This is a genomic window from Bacillus yapensis (assembly GCF_005280205.1).
Lineage (GTDB): Bacteria > Bacillota > Bacilli > Bacillales > Cytobacillaceae > Robertmurraya > Robertmurraya yapensis.
Genome location: NZ_SUND01000022.1, coordinates 24,246 through 42,610 on the forward strand (window position 1 = coordinate 24,246; position 18,365 = coordinate 42,610).

At 39.2% G+C, this 18,365-nt stretch carries 13 protein-coding genes; all 13 read right to left on the reverse strand.

The window, feature by feature from the left end:
* Positions 1–125: 125 nt before the first annotated feature.
* The gene (locus FAR12_RS20645; protein ID WP_126410662.1) at positions 126–3,209 is read right to left on the reverse strand and encodes a type I restriction endonuclease subunit R, EcoR124 family; all 3,084 of its coding nucleotides are present in this window, start codon (positions 3,207–3,209) and stop codon (positions 126–128) included.
* Between the two features lie 15 nt (positions 3,210–3,224).
* Complete coding sequence (locus tag FAR12_RS20650) at positions 3,225–4,487, reverse strand: restriction endonuclease subunit S (RefSeq protein ID WP_126410663.1); 1,263 nt, start codon at positions 4,485–4,487, stop codon at positions 3,225–3,227.
* On the reverse strand, positions 4,487–7,048 hold the full coding sequence (locus tag FAR12_RS20655) for a type I restriction-modification system subunit M (protein WP_126410664.1): 2,562 nt from the start codon (positions 7,046–7,048) through the stop codon (positions 4,487–4,489). Before FAR12_RS20655 ends, FAR12_RS20650 begins: the two co-directional genes overlap by 1 nt.
* 1,582 nt (positions 7,049–8,630) lie before the next feature.
* On the reverse strand, positions 8,631–9,890 hold the full coding sequence (locus tag FAR12_RS20660) for a hypothetical protein (protein WP_126410665.1): 1,260 nt from the start codon (positions 9,888–9,890) through the stop codon (positions 8,631–8,633).
* Entirely contained in the window at positions 9,890–10,294 is a 405-nt protein-coding gene (locus FAR12_RS20665; RefSeq protein WP_126410666.1) for a hypothetical protein, read from the reverse strand. The genes FAR12_RS20660 and FAR12_RS20665 overlap by 1 nt, the downstream gene beginning before the upstream one ends.
* Positions 10,295–10,970: 676 nt before the next feature.
* A complete protein-coding gene (gene rlmD / locus FAR12_RS20670) occupies positions 10,971–12,356 on the reverse strand; it encodes a 23S rRNA (uracil(1939)-C(5))-methyltransferase RlmD (protein WP_126410667.1) in 1,386 nt (461 codons plus the stop codon).
* An 89-nt stretch (positions 12,357–12,445) separates the two neighbouring features.
* Positions 12,446–12,814: a monovalent cation/H(+) antiporter subunit G gene (gene mnhG, locus FAR12_RS20675; protein WP_126410668.1), complete on the reverse strand. Its 369-nt coding sequence runs from the start codon at positions 12,812–12,814 to the stop codon at positions 12,446–12,448.
* The gene (locus tag FAR12_RS20680) at positions 12,792–13,076 is read right to left on the reverse strand and encodes a Na(+)/H(+) antiporter subunit F1 (protein WP_126410669.1); all 285 of its coding nucleotides are present in this window, start codon (positions 13,074–13,076) and stop codon (positions 12,792–12,794) included. The genes mnhG and FAR12_RS20680 overlap by 23 nt, the downstream gene beginning before the upstream one ends.
* Complete coding sequence (locus tag FAR12_RS20685; protein WP_126410670.1) at positions 13,073–13,552, reverse strand: Na+/H+ antiporter subunit E; 480 nt, start codon at positions 13,550–13,552, stop codon at positions 13,073–13,075. The genes FAR12_RS20680 and FAR12_RS20685 overlap by 4 nt, the downstream gene beginning before the upstream one ends.
* A gap of 33 nt (positions 13,553–13,585) precedes the next feature.
* The gene (locus FAR12_RS20690; protein WP_126410671.1) at positions 13,586–15,076 is read right to left on the reverse strand and encodes a Na+/H+ antiporter subunit D; all 1,491 of its coding nucleotides are present in this window, start codon (positions 15,074–15,076) and stop codon (positions 13,586–13,588) included.
* A complete protein-coding gene (locus FAR12_RS20695) occupies positions 15,069–15,407 on the reverse strand; it encodes a Na(+)/H(+) antiporter subunit C (RefSeq protein ID WP_126410672.1) in 339 nt (112 codons plus the stop codon). Before FAR12_RS20695 ends, FAR12_RS20690 begins: the two co-directional genes overlap by 8 nt.
* Positions 15,407–15,832 carry a Na(+)/H(+) antiporter subunit B gene (locus tag FAR12_RS20700; protein WP_126410673.1) on the reverse strand — a complete coding sequence of 142 codons (426 nt, stop codon included), beginning with the start codon at positions 15,830–15,832 and terminating at the stop codon, positions 15,407–15,409. The genes FAR12_RS20695 and FAR12_RS20700 overlap by 1 nt, the downstream gene beginning before the upstream one ends.
* On the reverse strand, positions 15,816–18,224 hold the full coding sequence (locus FAR12_RS20705) for a Na+/H+ antiporter subunit A (protein ID WP_126410674.1): 2,409 nt from the start codon (positions 18,222–18,224) through the stop codon (positions 15,816–15,818). Before FAR12_RS20705 ends, FAR12_RS20700 begins: the two co-directional genes overlap by 17 nt.
* Positions 18,225–18,365 lie beyond the last annotated feature (141 nt).

The window sequence follows — 18,365 nt, forward strand, 5'->3', positions numbered from 1 at the left end:
ATTCAAGATGCATATTTTAAAAAAGAAGAGCCAAGGAATGTATCTCCTCGACTCTTACATTTTAAACTTATTCTGTTTCACTAGTTATTCTTCGTTCTTAATATCACTTCAATGCCATAATAAAGTTAACTGTATTTTTGCTTTGTTTCAGCAATCCACTCTGGAAGTTTGACGGTTAGCGCCATATTATGCCTTAATAAATTGACAGCCGATTGATTAGTTGCCTTGTTAAAATCAATACTACTAATGAGTTCATTAATGTAAGGAACTATATCAGGCTGTGAAGTAGAATAGGAATTCACTGATTTTAAAAGCAATTCACTATCTAATCCCCACTCTGAAGAAAAACTAATAACCGTATCCTTCAGCTTATCTCCTTTCCAAATCTCATAAGCCTCATCAAAGTCTAAATCGTTCGATAAGTTACCAGGCACGAGCTGAGTATCCACAAATTCTTTCAATAACTGTGCTTGCTCATGCTCCCCCATGTTACTTAACTCTTGAATTTGTTCATAAATAATACGGAGAGTTTCAATATCCACCGTTTGTATACCGTACGGTGAGGTAATCTTTGAACCAATCAAACTAAGAATGTGATGTGCATCGATTACTTGTGTTCCAGCCAACTTCGTTTTTCCTACAAGTGGATTAATCGGTGTTGGCTGTGGTGGAGTTCCTGGCTTCCAGGTTAAGTTTTTATACGCACCAACATATTGCAACCAAGAATGCTCATCAATACCAAAAGATACATCATCCCACTTAAATTGATAGTATTGTTCCACCAAATTCAATTGCTCAGCAGCATCTTTAAAAGCTAGTGTAAATGCTTCTTTTTCGTCCTCAATATGTTCAATTGTCTGCCATTCAGTAGGGTCAGGTAAATTCGGAATCATTTCAGTAACTTTTATTGCTAATTTCTGTACTGCAGTTTCATAGGTATCAACAATTGCCTTACTGCTCTTACCACCGCTTCCATAAAGCTTCAAAGCTTTATTCACGATTTCTTCGGTAATCCGTGGATATTGGAAGTTGATAATCGTTCCAAACTCTTTATTTGAGCCAAACACACGATTTGTTCGGGAATAGGCCTGGATTAAACCTTGAAGTTCAAGCGAACGGTCTACATAAAGCGTATTAAGACGCTTAGAGTCATAACCTGTCAGCAGTTGGTCTGCTACTATCACAAGGTCTATATTCTTAGGATTTCGCCTACTACCGCCTCGAGTGGCACGCTCCACGACATCTTCAAAGTAAGCATCCTCACCGTGTTTTTTATCACCAGCAACAAACTCAATACCAGTAAATTTAGCGTAGTCCTTAAACATATCTTTAGCAATTATAGGATCTAGTAGCGTTGGATCATTTTCGTTACCGAAACTAAACGTCATAGCCACATTCAACTTTTCTCCGCGGTCAGCCAGTTGTTTCTTAAATTCATTATAATAGGCAATCACACGATTTTTATAGGCAACTGTCAATATCGCATTAAACTCTCTACCCTGTGATTGCGATTCCCAGTTATTCAGAATTTCTTCAACTACCCGAGGGATATGCGTTTCATCTTGGTATATAAGCAGTCCTTGTTTTTTAGCTTGCATTTCAACTTCAACCTCTGACATCTCTTGAACTTGGCGTTCAATTTCTCTGTCCGTCAACTCAGGATGTTCTTCTTTAATTTTCTCTGCCAATTGCTCTCTTAAATCATCATAACTCTTGAATTCTCCAGTGTTGATATAATCAACGTGAAAACCTAATACGTTTTTATCCGCAATCGCCTCATCAATCGTATATTGGTGTAACTTGGGTCCGAATAGCTTTTCAGTTGTGTTAATGACTTCGCTTTTTTCATTGAATTTTCCTTTAATCTTATTTTCATCAAATAAAGGTGTTCCAGTAAAGCCAAAGAAGAGTCCGTTATTCTTAAAATAGCTCTTAATGGTTCCCATCATCTGCCCCATTGTCGTACGGTGAGCTTCATCGATAATAAAAACGATTTTCTTATCTGCTAAACTAGCATCATAAGCTTCTTCCATTTCTTTAACTAGGGAATTCAGTTTGAATGTTGTCGTTACCACAATTCCATTTTGAGCAGACTTCAGTTTCTTTTTTAGCTGGTAGGTGAATTTCGTTTCATCAACGGAAACTGATTCGTAAACAGCGTATGCTTTAAACTTTTCACGAGTATTTTTATCTAGCTCACGTCTATCAACAAGGAAAACGACTTTATCAAATCCTCCCCTAGTTGATAAAAATAAAGCTGTCTTGAAACTCGTGATGGTTTTCCCTGAGCCAGTAGTATGCCAAACAAAGCCACCGTGAGGAACTTTTTCATCATTGTCCCAACCGAAAGCAGCACCTTCAATAGCTTGTAGAGCATACACTTGATACGGACGTAATAACAAATGTCGCCTATTTTCTTCTTCCTTATCTTCGTCAATCACCAAGTAATCTCCCACCATTTGATGAGCCATTGGAATCATCAAAAAACTATCAATTACCTTTTTCCAGTCGTTAATCGGTTTATTGTTATTATCCGACCAATGAAAAACGAAGCTTGGGTTGAAATCTCCTGCTGTTTTTGGAGTAGCGAAATATCGAGTGGCTATCTCAGAAGTGATGACCATCATTTGCGAAAAGGCCATGAAATTATTACTGTATTCGCCATCACGGTAGTATCGCATAAACTGTCCAAATGCCTCGTCTAGAGTTTTGTCTGTGCGTTTCATCTCGATATTGATTAAAGGCAAGCCGTTGATGAGTAAGACAATATCAAAACGGTTGTTGTTTGGGGTCTGTACTTCTCTTGCAATCCTATAGCTTGAGTCCCCACCACGTACTTCAGCCTTTTTGAAAATCGTCAAAGTCATTTGTTTTCTTGTGATTTTTGGATTGTCGTCACGGTAAATGCCATCAATCTTTCCTTTTGACTCTTCAATGGCTAAAATCTTCGCTGCTTCGTAGCTATTGCTGATTTGATTCACTTTCGCCATAACTTGACGGAATTCATTATCCGTTAATTCCACACCTTCAAGCTGGTCAGCATTAATACGGTTAAGTTCACTACGCCAATGAGAAACCAAATCAGCAACGGTTACTTTTAGCTTATTGCCGTCTAAGAAATCAGGTGCTTCCCATTTATATTTTTGCAGTTCTTTAACAAAATTTTGTTGAAAGGTTTTCTCTGCTGCACTTTTTGGTGCATTGCTCATGACCTAATCTCCCCTCTAGACAAACATCTCATTTAGGTATGCTTTTTTTATATTTTGTAGTTTTTCTAACTTGCGCTGTTGAAGATTAATAAGGTTATCCATTTCTGAAAGGAATTGACTGATTTTCAATTGTTCTTCTACTTTTGGTAAACATATATCGAGATCTTTAATAATTTCAGCGTTATAACTTTGTTGCTTGGTCCCCTGTGTAAATCGAATACCATAGTCTTCTCCTACCATCTTATACCATTGAAATAAGAACTGAGTACTTAGCAATTTCTTATTAGGAAATATCGCCATACAGGACTGATTCAACGTTGTATCAATTCCAAGAATTCCACAGTTCCCACGAGTACCAGCAGCCTCTAGTCCAGTTATTGCCATAACAAAGGTATTTTTAGGAACAATGCGTAAATTTGCGTCAGCCTGCCCAGCCTCCGTTATCTGTTCACTTGCCGTTTTGACGATCGAGCGATTCAATTCTCCGCTTGATAACCAGTTGATATTGCCATTCCAAAAGTCATCTCGGAATCTTGATGGAGTTTGTCCATTATATAATCCATCTATCACATCTCCCAACTTACGCTGTTCCCAAGCTTGAGTAAATCCTGCAAATCTCCGCTTCGGCTCATTCTCACCTTCAGCAGGAAACATTTCAGAAAGATACGCAGATTTTAATGCTTCCGTCTTTTCTAACTTACGCTGATGAAGGGTGATGTAACGGTCGAGTTGTTTAAAAAAGTTACCAATTTTGATTTGCTCAGACAATTCCGGGATAGTTATTGTCAATTTTTCCAAGTCTCCAAGATAAACTCCAGCTTGCGCAGACATTGATGCTGATTGTTTCAATTGTTTTTGAACATAATTGGAATCAACTGTTGATTTCAAAAAATTCTGGTTCACATCTTGATTACCACGTATAATTGCCACTGAACGCTGAAAAGCTAATTTAGATGTGGTATCCATGTACAGAGCTGTTTGGCCAATAGTCCCTACAATTGTAATTAATAAATCTTGATCCACCAACTTATAATTCTTAAAAATTGAATTGTAATCTTCAGATGATATTTTTCTATCGATTAATTCATCTATTATTATTTGACCATTCTTTATATTTTTTGCACTGAGCAAGAATGCATCGTTCCCATCTTTATGGGTCCCATGTGTGCCATCTTTTAATAGATCAACAATTTCTTTCAGCTTCCGCTGTTCCCAATCGGGAGTGTTTTGAAATTCTTTAAATCTCCTTTTTGGTACTAAATTTATTTGTTCCGTCATTACCTCACCACCAATTCACTCATCAATGCTTCAAACGCTGATTCTAAGTCACGACTTTCTTCGTCGATCGCTGACAAGGTATCGGTATAACGATTGTGCAACATTTGTAATATGCTCAACTCTTTTTTTAGTGGTACCTCTACCAAATCAATCATAGCATGCACTATATTACCGAACCATTTTTCATACATTAAGCTGTCGATTTCTTCGTTTGTCAAAATTAAGATACGTTCTTGCACAGCTTCTTTGAGGGCTTTTTCATCCGCTCTCACGGCCTTACTAAGCTCTGATTTATCTGCAAATAACTTCTCCAATTTTTTCAGCAGGTTATATTCAGCCGTTCCCTTGCTTGCATTTTTCAACTCTGCTTTTACTAATTTGGTTTCGAAAGCCTCACCGGTTTCATTCAAAATTCCACCTAAGGCATTGGCTTCATCGCTGTCTTCAACTTTCGCAGCCTCAACCAGGTCAGACAGCTCCTTTTCAATCTCTTGAATCCGGTCCCTCTTTGATTCAATTTCTTCTATTTCGGCACTGTATAAATGTTTCTCAATCAATTCATTTGGCACGATACTGCCGACCCAGCCGTCTTGCTCTTCTCGCTTGTTATTACCAGTTCCTTTAGTTACCATATTAGGCTCACGAGTGCGGCCTGCAGTATAGAAATCCCTTAACGAAACTATTTCCGTATCATGTATGAGTGTATTCTTCCAAATTTCAGCCACAATTTGATACCCGTCATAAACATCAATATAGTGGAACTCTGAAAGGATCTCCTTGATTTCAACAAGCATTTCCTCCATCAACTGAGTTAAATTACTATTCTTGCCTACATTTCGTATAATGTCAAAGTACTTATCAGTGTAAGATTTAGCTTTGTTTTCAATTCCTTTTGATATTCTAACTATACGGGAATCGCTTAATATATCATTTGAAATTTCTTCAATTGGTTTTGAAAGCTCAACATAACCTTCACGTATTTCTTTTACAGATTGTCCCAAAACATCTGACACTGTTGACTGTAAAATCTTCAAGTCGTCAATATTCTTTTGCGGAATCCCACCGAGCAGGTGAGCATCTACATCTTGAGGAATTTCTTCGTCAATCGCCTCAATATAGCGAGGAATATTCAGGTTGTAATCATTTTGTAAGATTACCTCACGTGTCGCTAGATGACTGTACCCTTTCTCTTTCCTACGCTCCACATAGGTATCCACAATTTTTGCGATATCTTTTTCTTGTAGGATATTTTGTTTTCCTACTTTGATAAAGCTACGAGAAGCATCAATAATTAAAACAGGCTCCCCGATTTTTCGGTTTTTCTTCAATATAATTACAACTACTGGAATACCTGTATTGGTAAATAAATTGCTTGGCAAGCCGATAATGGTATCAATATAATTTTTATCAAGCAATCGTTTGCGAATCACACCTTCAGCTGAACCTCGGAACAGAACCCCGTGAGGCAAGACAATCGCCATCGTGCCGTTTTGGCCTAAGTGGAATAATCCATGTAATAGGAAAGCAAAATCCCCCTTAGAGTCTGGTGGCATCACCCCAGCAACTTCAAAACGAGGGTCGCTGACTTTTAACCCTGCTTTGTTCCAATTCTTCGCAGAGTATGGCGGATTCATAACCACCGCATCAAATTGTACCCCTTCATTTGGACGGTCTGGATCTTCTGGCCAGTCTTGAGAAAGTGTGTCACCATTTTTAATGGTCATCTTTTCTGGACGAACACCATGAAGCAACAAATTCATACGAGTTAAGTTATAGGTTGCTGTATTTTTTTCTTGCCCATAATAGCTCAAGTTCTTTTGAACATCTTTATCTAAATGCTTTTTAAGCGTTAAAAGTAGTGAACCAGAACCGACAGTCGGGTCATAGATTGACTTGATGTCTGAGGTTTTCGCTGCAATTTGAGCCATGACTTCACTGACTTGTCGTGGTGTATAGAATTCCCCTGCTTTCTTCCCAGACTCCATGGCAAACTGACCGATGAGGTACTCATACGCATCACCCAGTACATCACCTTTTTGCAATGCCACCATGTTCAAATCTGCAAACAGCAAAATTAGTGACTTAATATTTTTGCTACGTTCGTTTAAGTTGCTACCTAAAGCAGTATCAGTTAAATCAAGCGTAGAACTTGAGAACAATCCTTTGAAGTCATCCGAATCACCAGACACGGCAATCGTACGTTCGAAGTTATTCAAACTATCCGTTACTTTTTGGACTTCAAAATCCCCTGAATTGATGTCTTTTAACCAAGTCTGATAGAGATACTCAGGAGAAATGTAATAACCGAGTACATTTTGAATCATTTTATCTAGCTGCTCGCCGTATTCTGCTTTTGCTTTTGTGTACTCCTCAACCAATTCGGATTCAGTCATTTGTCTTAAACCGCTGGTCACTTTGAATGTTTCTAAAGTCTTATCACTCAAAAACTTGTAGAACATCAACCCAAGCATATAATCTTTGTAACGGCTGGCATCCATTGAACCACGCAGTTCATTTGCCCCGTCCCATAATCTACGTTTAATTTCTTCTGATGTAATCACTTCGTATCCTCCATTGATTTTTTTATTTTCTCAGCCAACTAATATAACCTATATCAACATTAAGTATCAAACTTATCTGCCGTGAAAAAATCTGATGATTTTTTCTTATAGAGCATTTAAAAAAACTGTATTAGATCTTACTTCTCATTATAGTTCAAATTAATTTTTAGAATTTACATTACTCCTTCAGCCATACTAGTGCTTCGCTTTGACCACAGGGATCCCTTTTTCTCTATTTTTTCTAGTTAACCCATGTACCAGCTTTATTAACTGACTTTTCCTCATTGACATTATACCAGTCTATTAATAAATTCGATGAAAGAATCAATATAGATAATGAACGGAGATTAAAAATTACTAAAGTATATTGACAATTTGTTACACCATCATCTAAGTAGCAGAGCTTTCGTATACCGTCAGTTATTGGACGGTTTAATGTGTTGAAGAAAAGTAGGGATTAAAATATTCTATAAATTCTGGTATTGGTTTTTCTTTAAAATTTCTTCACTCTTCCTTAAGAAAAGTAAAAATACTCTTAGCACATTATTTCCCCTCTCTATTAGGTATGTCTATATTAACAATTTCAGGGGGAATTTTCTAATTTAATCATAAAAGGGCTGTATAATAGGGGCAGTAGCCCAAGTGTTTATTAAAGAGCATCCAAAATAGTTCCCCCAACCTTGAATAAGTTACATTATATTCATGATGCGGTATTCCATACTTACTCCACAGTTTCGCTTAGACATTTCCTTTAGCTTCTCTTCAAGCCTTTTCTTTCTCTGTTTCGGCACGAGTACTCTAGTTTTACCTCTTCTCTGGTAGAAACTTATTCCTAAGAATACTCGTGCTTTCGGCTTTCCCCAGGCGCTTTTCTCCTGATTTACTTTAACGCTTCAGCTTTCTTTCTATAAACTGAGTGACCCCTTCTTTGACACATTCTCCCGCTCTTAAATTTTTAAAGAAAATACTATAGGCATCTGAGTATCTCACAAATTTATGACCTCATTTCTCTAGTTCTTTATTAAATTCGTTAAGTACGATGTTACTTAGTATCGGACTTAGTGGTCTACCTTGAGGATTACCTCATTATTCTGTTTAACTAGACCATCTTCCATGGCACTTGCTTGAGGTATCTTCTAATTAACTTCAGAGTATTTTTATCTGTTATTGATTTAGCTAGTAGTGACAAGAGTTTGTAATGATTCACTCGGTCAAGAATTTCTCTAGCTCTATATCTACAACGAAGTTGATAGATCTTCGATGAATTTTCTTGCTATATCCCAACGCCTATAGTGGTCTTTCCCCCCTAGCTAGTGAACATGCCCGGCACACAAAAAGAGCATTCTCTAATGAGAATACCCTATTAAAAGTTTTATTTTTTTGACAAAAGAATTAGTAATCAAATGGAATAGTAGCCATATTCAACAATGCGCTATTGTGATGAATTAACTATTCGTCCATAACCATCTTAAATATCAGGTGATAAAGTATTAAGAATAAATTACACACTTTGGTTGATAAGCCTCGGAATTATGCATTTAAAAGATAAAACACTATTAATTTCTTTGTCCTCTACTTTTAACTATTTCAATTTTATATCTTTAAGATGTGCTGTGCCTCTAGTAATGTCAACAGGGGCTTCAGTTGTACCCATAACACTGACGAACTGATTAACTTTAAAGATATTACTTTGGTAAACATGTGAATCGTATATAAACTTCCAATCTACCCCATTATCTTCATCATATACTTTTAACCAGTTTCTTCTTGTATCTATCGCATATAATTCTCCAACTACAGTTACTTCCCTATGCTCTACTTCTGAAATAGCCTTTTCAATATTTTTAAATGAATTAGAAGTGAGAATTAAAGGTTTTAAATGATTGTATTTAATATAGAACTTACCTTCTCTTTTAAATACTTTGGATATTTTTAGAAGATTATTTAGATATTGCTTTAGATTAGTCAATTTATTCGAACTTAAGAACTTAAGAATTGCTTTTGAGTCCCTTTTCTCTGCATACTCTAAAACCGAATATAATAGTTCATATGAGAAAGTTGGATTAACAAATAAATCTAATTGCTCTTTTTCTTCTTCCATTGGTGATATAAATGCTCTTACACTACCAGCCTTTAGAGCTAATTCAGGTTCAAATACTTTTCTTGTTTTTTGACGTTTCCCTTTTTTGTTGTAAAAGTATTCATTACCAGAATCCACAATAAAACTCCTAATTGGCTGCATAGTGTCCATAAAATCTTTTAAAGATAAACCACCTTCAAAGTCGAACTTAACCTCAAGAGGATTTTCTTTATTAATAACAAAAAGCTCTTCTACATCATTAATTTCTATCTCTTTTATTTCTAGAGTATTGTGATCTATACTTTTGAATTTGAATTTATAATCAAAGGACTCAATATGTTCATCAGATGTAATAGCTAAAAACTCTTCTTTTCCATTTGTAAACAAGATTAGACCGTATTCTAATTTATTTACATAATCTTTATATGTACCTAACTCAAACCCATATTCATTTTTCGTTGTATTAACTCTTTTAAAAGTTACAAATAATTCTTCCGAAAAAAATAAGTCTCCACTTTCTATACTTAAATCGCATGACTCAGGGATAACAGAGATTCCAAATTGCGTTCTTGTTTCACTGCTAGAGAATGATGATACTGACTGAATATGCCATACACCAACAATAGAAAAATCTCTATATTGAATTAAACTTTTTTTCTCAGATGGTTCCATCTTAAATGGAGACCAACTTCCAAATAATATCTGAGAGTTATTAATGGGAGATTGTATTGCATTATCCACATATCCATATATGCCATTCATTACAATCCCCCTCTCAAATCATTACAAAGAGCTTTATACTTTATAAGATTAATATTAGTTTGCTCTTTTTCCTCATCTCTTAAACCTAGTCTATCGTGGTTTTCAATTAAACATTCAGCTACTTCAATTTCTCGCTCGTAATAATCCACTGAAGGTGCTGTTACGTTACCGCGCTTTTTATATTGTATAGCATGAGCCATCTCTTCATATAGTGCAGATTTAGTGTAATTTTCATCGTTTATCATTATCGTAATTGTTCCATCCAAATCCATTGAAGCGGATGCCTCTGCCCTTACAGCTTCAAGGTATCTCTTAATTTCATTATTTTCAGAACCTTTTAAAATTACTACATCCTTATATTTAATTTTAAAAAATTCTATAATCCTCATATCTTTTTTTAGCATTATTTTTACCTCTACAATTTATGTCAGTAAACTAAAAGTAAGTACCACAATTTACCTATAAATAATTATAGCTTTATAGTTTACTCAGGTACATACATTTTTTTGCAAAGGTAATAATGTTCTTATATCATAAGGTATATTTTCATCCCATTTTACATATCAATTATTAGCATAAATTGAATTAGAAACTGTTGAATTTCAGGTAAACCAACCGAAGATTTTCAATGTCTTACTTGTACCTTTATAGTAGGCTCTTCAAATAAAAAGGCACTTTATATGCTAAAACATCAATGCCTTCATCTTCTCTTAGGACTTACTTTAATATTAAATTCCATCGCTTGGAGAAGCACCAGAACTAGCATAAGGTTTTTGTTAAGGAAAGACGTCAAATTATAACCATTACCCTAATGTTTGACTTTACAATGGAGGCTTTTCAAGGACGCACTGGTGTACTAATGAACCAAATCTGTGTATTAAATTGTGCAGAACCAGTTGAATTATCCTTTATGAGAGCTCCTTTCATATAAAGAATTTTTATGAGGGAAGTACTGACCTCCCTCAAGCTTTTACCCTTATTTATGTTACGGTTTACCCTGCTTAATGTTAAACAAATTGATGGTTTACCCAGAGCTCTGTCAGATTCCAATAATCCCAAAAATTAAGAAAAGAACCGCACTCATTTTTCTACTTCTTCATTCAAAACTATCCTCGCCACCGCTTCACAATGCGTAGTATGCGGAAACATATCCACCGGCTGCACTTCTACCGTCTTGTATCCCCCATCTTCTAAAATTCGTAAATCACGGGCTAATGTTGCAGGGTTACAAGACACGTACACAACCTTCTTCGGCTTCATGTCGATGATGGTCCTCAATAAAGCTTCATCACAGCCCTTACGAGGCGGGTCCACAACCAGTACATCAGCCTTATTGCCTTCCTCATACCACTTCGGAATGACCGCCTCTGCTTCCCCAGCTTCAAATTCTGCATTCGTAAAGCCATTCAACTCAGCATTTTTCCGGGCATCCTCAATAGCTTCTGGAACAATCTCTACTCCAAATACTTTCCGTGCTTTCTGAGCTAAGAACAATGAAATCGTCCCAATTCCACAGTAGGCATCAATGACAGACTCTGAACCAGTCAATGCAGCATACTCCAGTGCCTTGTCATACAACACCTTCGTCTGCACAGGATTCACCTGATAGAATGACAACGCTGAGATCGCAAATCGAACATCACCAATATAGTCATAAATCACTTCCGAACCCCAAAGAACCTTTGTTTTATCGCCAAGGATCACATTCGTGCGCTTTGAGTTCACGTTATGAACAATCGATTTCACCTTTGGCAGTCTCTCCACAATTTCCTCTACAATCTTCTCTGCAAAAGGAATTTCTCCTGTGCGTGTGACGATTACGACCATTAGCTCGCCTGTTTGTTTGCCGTAGCGGGCCATGATGTGTCGTAAGACACCTTTATGTGTTTCTTCATTATATGCAGGAATGCCAAGCTTTCCGCAGATCTCTTTTACGACCTGAACAGCTTCGTTAATCTCAGGAATCTGAATTAAGCTTTCATCGGTATCGACGATTTCGTGGCTTCTTGGTTTGAAGAAGCCGGCGATGAGTTTGCCATCCTTCTCGCCTACAGGGACTTGGGCCTTGTTGCGGTAATGCCATGGGTTGTCCATGCCAAGGATGGGGTGAACGACCACATCTTCAAGCTTTCCAATACGAGTTAACACTTGGCGAACCTGATTCTCTTTATATTTAAGCTGTCCTTCGTAGCTAATATGTTCAAGTTGGCAACCTCCGTATTTAGGCAAATCCTCTCGCGGGATCTCGATACGGTAAGGGCTCTTTTCATACAGTTCTTCTAGACGGCCAAAGCCGTACCCTTTATTCACCTTAATGACCTTGACCTTTGCCTTTTCACCAGGTAAGCCATTTGGGACAAAAATTGGGTAGCCGTCGACCTTGGCGACGCCTGCTCCGTCATGGGTTAAATCTTCAAATATTACATCTATGTAGTCATTCTTTTGAACGGGTAATGTACGTTTCATTTATTAATTCCTCTTTCTCGTCCTTCATATACAGGTGATTGTATCATACCTTGAGTGCAAAATAAAAAGCTAGCGCAGGGCTAGCTTCATCATACATGTTCTTTATCCTCTCGACCCAAAACTTCTTTCAAATCATCCTGCACTGATTCCTGTGCTAACTGTGCCCCAGAACGGTAGGCCGAGCGAATAAGCACATGGGACGCTACTGGTGCTGTGAGGAACACGAAGAAGATTCCTAGAAATAAGCGAATGCTGAAGTAATGCTCTTCTAATAGAAAGAAGAAGAACGTTCCGACCAGGATAAATAAGACGCCGATCGTTGTACTTTTTGAGGCAGCATGGGAGCGCGTGTAGACGTCTGGGAGCCTCACTAATCCAATTGCACTCAGGAAACTAAAGAACGTGCCAATTAAGATTAATAGAACGGGTACGATTTCATTTGGGATGCTTGCGTTCAATGACGACACCCCTTTCTAGATATCTGGCAAACGCGATTGTGCCGATAAAGGATAGAATTCCAATCAAGAGAATGACTTCAAAAAAGCCTGTACTTCTGATTAAGACGGAGAAAATCGCCACACCTGATATGATGTTAATGCCTAATGCATCGAGGGCCTGAACCCGGTCAGAGGCCGTTGGTCCTTTTACCAGCCGATACATAATTGCAAGTATCGATAACGTGAGAAATATAAGAGAGCCAATTAACATTCCTTTGATCATGGTCGCGTCACCTTCTTTATCGCCATTTCAAAACGTTCTTTCGATTTGGAGAGAGACTTATTCGCTTCTGGAATATCCATGGCGTGAATATAAAACTTTTTACTATCAGGAGATACCTCGACCACGACAGAACCTGGTGTTAGATTCAAGAGGAGGGCTAGTAATGTGACCTCTAAGTCTCCTTCTAGATCGGTTTCTAATGTGCAGATGCCAGGCTGAATCTTGATTCTTGGTCTAATCACGTGCCATATCACGATAACACTTGAGGTAAAAAGCTCATAGATAAAGACGATAAACAGCTTTATAATGGCCAATAATGTAATCGGATAGAATTTCGTGTTGAGAAATCGACGTAATATATATAGGACAAGTAAGCCAAATAAATAGCCGCTAAAAAATGTGAGGACGCCCCAATGATCCTGGAGAAACATCCAGAGCACCCCAATAATTAAGTTGATCAGAACTTGCATGGGCATCTTGACCACCCCTTTCCATTTTTCGACTTCGATTTATGGCTTTGGATTCAATCCGAGCACCGCTTCAATGTAAATGGACGGATTCATCAATACTTCGACCGCTAGATCGACATACGCATGAATCGCTTGAATTCCAATCCCCAGGGCTATCGTAAGGGCAGTTAGAATGCCAATCGGGAGCAGTAATCCAGCTGTTGTGCCCTGCTCCTCTTCTTCCTTAATGACCGTGTATCCCCAGAAAGCATTCATGAACACTTTCATAATTGAGTACAGGACCATTAAGCTTGTAAAAAGGCCAATTGCTCCTAGCCAAAAGTAGCCCGCTTCAAAGGTTCCTTCTGAAATAAAGAGCTTCCCGAGAAAGCCACTTAATGGTGGGATTCCGGACAACGACAAGGCAGCGATGAAAAACATCCAGCCAAGTTGAGGATGCAAGCGAATCAAGCCACTTAAATCTCTCAGATTGCTTGTGCCAGTCAAATAGATGACCGTGCCTCCTAGTAGAAAAATGAGTGCTTTCACAATCATGTCGTGGATTAAATAATAGAGTGCACCTGTCATTCCGACGGTTGTAAAAGATGCCACTCCAGCGAGAATGAATCCGACTCCGACAATAACGTTGTAGGTGAGAATTCTTTTTATGTCCCAAAACGCAACAGCACCAACGGCTCCTAATATCATCGTAATTGCTGCGAGAATGCCAATGAATAAGTGTGTAACCTCTGGTTCATGATAGAACACGAGCGTAAACATTCGCACAATCGCATAGATCCCAACCTTTGTGAGAAGGGCTGCGAATATTGCCGAAATGGCTGTGGGAGGTGCACTGTATGCCCCTGGGAGCCAGAAGAACAGGAACAAGCCCGCTTTTAAACTAAAGACGATTAAGAAAAGAATCGCGACTGTTGTCATCAGTCCACCTTGCCCAACCTCGGCGACTCGTAGGGAGAGATGGGCGAAGTTCAATGTTCCTGTCATCGCATAAAGGAATGCAATGGCGACCAAGAAGAGAAAGGACGACAAAATGTTGATTAAGATGTATTTAATCGACTCTCTTAGCTGAATTTTCGTGCCGCCCAAAGAGATGAGCACATAAGAGGCAACGAGCATGACTTCAAAACAAACGAAGAGATTGAAGACGTCCCCTGTCATGAACGAGCCAATAACACCCGTAATTAAGAATAAGAACAGTGGGTAAAAATAGAATTGCTCTCGTTCTTTTCCTATCGTGCGGAAAGCATAAAGCAAGCAACAAAAGGCGACGATACTTGTGGTGGTGATCAATAAGGCCGCGAGCATGTCAACGACCATTGTGACACCAAACGGCGCTACCCAGCCGCCGAGATGCAGGGTTTGGATTCCCTCACTCTTAATTTGAAGCATCAAATAAATAGTGACGATTCCAACTGCTGCCATGGCAACAAGACTAAGATAGCGTTGTAACTTAATTTGTTTTCTAAAGATAATCATGACCATCCCGATGATGACAGGAATGATGATGGGGAGTATTACGAAATTATTCATCTTCTTTACCTCTCAATTGCTCGGTATCATCCGTACCTAACACGATGTAAGCACGGTAGCTCAATACTAAAAAGAGAGCGGTAGTGGCGAAATTAATCACGATTGCGGTTAATAAGAGCGCTTGCGGGAGCGAATCGGTATAGGTTAAATTTTTCAATCCTAAAAGGGGTGGACCACCTTTTTTTAACCCACCCATCGTAATAATTAGTAGATTCACACCATGTCCAACGATTGAAGTCCCTAGAATGATCCGCAACAGACTTTTCGTCAAAATCAAATAGGTGCCAATCGTAAACAATACACCGACAAGGAGACACATTAACGTTTCCATTAGCGATCATCTCCTATACTCATAATTATCGTCAGGGCGGTTCCGATGACGGCAAGCGCCACCCCGATATCGAAGAGCACCGCTGTCGCAAGCTCGGTCTTCCCGAAGACTGGCAGGTTGAAGTAGCCAAAGGATTGCGACAAGAACGGCACATCAAAGAGCAAGCTTCCCACACCTGTTAATACCGCGATTAACACGCCGATAGCTGCGACCACTTTAAAATCCAAGGGAATATTTTTTCGAACAGTTTCAATATCAAAGGTCAGGAAGAGAAGGATGACTGCCGAAGCAAATGCCAATCCTCCGATAAATCCCCCACCTGGATAGTGGTGTCCTGAAATAAACAAGTTGATGGCAAATGTGAAAATAATGACGACCGCAACTTTCGCGACGCTGCGGATAATGATATCATTCGGCTCCTTCATCCTTCCCCCTCCTTTCTGATTTCAGTTTGATTAACGTGTAGACGCCAAGGCCCGCCATCGTTAACACAAGAATTTCGAGCATCGTATCGACGCCGCGGAAGTCGACGAGAATGGCGTTGACGATATTTTGCGCGCCCGCCAACTTATAAGAATCCTCATAGTAGGTCGAAATCGAGTCAAACAGGCGTGTTCCATTCGCTGACAAAGCGACAATCGTGACAATTGCGCCTACTCCAATGGAGATGAGGGCATTGGTGATTTTGAATGGAATGCGACTCATTTCCTTGCGTAGCTCAGGCAAATGATAGAAGCATAATAGGAACAGCACTGTTGTGACCGTTTCGACAACCAGTTGGGTAAGAGCCAAGTCAGGTGCTCGGAACAGAACGAATAAGAATGACACGAGGAATCCTAACGCCCCAACGGCAATCACCGATGTAATGCGGGAATTCGAAAACAGTACGGTAACAGCAGAAATGACCATGGCCACAATAATGCCAGCTTCGTAAATGTTCACATCGGCATCGGTCGGATGGTCAATCGTCACGCCACCATATTTCCAGAGCGCACCACCGACTACGACAATGATGAAGGCAAAGATATAGACGAGATAATCGCGGATAAAGCCTGTCATATAGCGATTCGTTGTTTTTTCCGAGATGGTTTCAAGTGATTGTAAGCCAAGATTATAAAAATGATTGATGGTTAATGAATCTGGGTAGTAATCATAGAGACCGTACCATTTTTTCAAAAAGCGATACATGACCGTTCCAAGGACAACGACGCCAATCGTCATCATTAATTCTGCATTGAAGCCGTGCCACGGACTGATTTTTACACTTAAATCCCCTGCTAATGTTGGCAACACACTTTCCCAGGCTGGCGTTAATAAATACTTGGACGCCACATTTGGGAAAAAGAAGAGTGCGACCACAAGTATGCCGAGGATAATTGGCGAAAGTAGCATGCCAATCGGCGCTTCATGCACTTCCTTATCGACGCGCACAAAGTTTTGCTTCCTTCTAAATGTTTTAAACACAAGAATCATGCTGTAGATAAACGTAAAGACACTCGCGACCCAAGCAATGATTGGAAATAGGAATCCAAGTGTATCTAGGTTGAAAATGGACTTTTCTGCTGTATTGAGGACAGCCGTGAAGAACATTTCCTTGCTCAGGAATCCATTAAATGGCGGCAGTCCAGCCATCGCAAAGCCACCAATAACGGTTATGGTAAAAGTAATTGGCATTAGATGCATTAAGCCGCCAAGCTTTCGGATATCACGCGTTCCAGTTTCATGGTCAATGATTCCCACCACCATAAACAGCGAGCCTTTGAAGGTTGCATGATTCAGGAGATGGAATATCGCAGCAAAAATGGCGACCGCATAAACAAAGGATTCGTCTCCATAGCCGAAGTACAATGCACCAGAACCCATGCCGAGAAGACTCATGATTAAACCGAGCTGGCTAATGGTCGAATAGGCTAATAATGCTTTTGGGTCGGTTTGTCGGACGGCGTTCACCGATCCATATAAGAGGGTTATGAGTCCAATTCCCGAAACGAGCCAAAACCATACAGCCTCCCCACCAAATACGGGAGTTAATCGAGCGACCAAGTAGATACCCGCTTTAACCATCGTTGCGGAATGAAGATACGCACTGATTGGTGTTGGTGCTTCCATCGCATCTGGGAGCCAAATGCTGAAAGGAAATTGCGCCGATTTTGTAAATGCGCCTATTAGGATGAGAATCATTGCTGGGATAAACAAAGTGTTCGTGTTGAGCGTTTCGGCACTTATGAGAGTGCGGACACTGTACGTATCGGCAATCATCGAAAGCATGATGAACCCCGCTAGCATCGCAAGTCCGCCAAAAATCGTAATAAGCATCGACTTTTGCGCCCCGTATCTTGATTTTTCACGCTGATACCAATAGGCAATTAACAAGAACGAGGATACGCTTGTCAGCTCCCAAAAGACATAGAGGACGAAGATGTTGTCAGAAAAGACAAGACCAAGCATGGCGCCCATGAACATTAATAAATAGACGTAAAAGTTATGCAACGCTTCACGATGCTTTGACATATAGTAAATAGAATAGAGGACAACGAGCGCTCCAATTCCTGCAATGATGAGAGCGAACAATAGACTTAACCCGTCCATATAGATGGTAAAGTTAATATCGTAGGCCGGAAGCCAAGGTAATGTGGCTATATGGGTATTCCCACTCGAGGTTTTGGGGATAAAGGTTAAAAGATAAATAAATAGGAAAAGCGGAATGAATAACACGAACCAGCCTGTATGAATCCTCTGATTCAATTTTTTATAAATAAATGGCACAAATATCGCGAAGATAAAAGGGGCCAAGATTAGTAAGTGCAGCCAAGACATGTGTTGTCCCTCCTCTACTTGTGTTGACTTTGGTTAGATATCGGATATCCATTGACTGACAATGGGAGCATGGGTTATAGTCATACATAGTTTATTAGGACGTGAAGCTAATACGTTCCATTTCTATTTTGAGGTGAACCA